The 239-nt window shown below is 45.2% G+C and carries 1 protein-coding gene; it reads left to right on the top strand.

The features are described from left to right. Positions 1–239: fimbria/pilus outer membrane usher protein (locus tag FN960_RS24720; RefSeq protein WP_143850868.1), on the top strand; the 239-nt coding region annotated here is incomplete at both ends.

Genomic DNA, 239 nt, shown 5'->3' with positions numbered 1-239 from the left:
CGATTACTGGGCTTCCGGACAAAATCGTAGCAATTACTCTCTTGGCTACAGTAACAGTGCATCCTGGGGCAGCTACAGTGTCAGTGCCCAGCGTTCATGGAATGAAGACGGCGACACTGACGATAGCGTTTATCTCAGTTTCACCATTCCTATTGAAAAATTACTTGGCACTGAACAACGGACTTCAGGTTTCCAGAGTATTGATACTCAAATGAGCAGTGACTTTAAGGGTAATAACC

Origin of the sequence: Alkalicoccobacillus porphyridii (assembly GCF_007293315.1) — a bacterium.
Classification (GTDB): Bacteria; Bacillota; Bacilli; order Bacillales; family Bacillaceae_D; genus Alkalicoccobacillus; species Alkalicoccobacillus porphyridii.
This window is presented reverse-complemented; position numbering and strand designations above follow the sequence as displayed.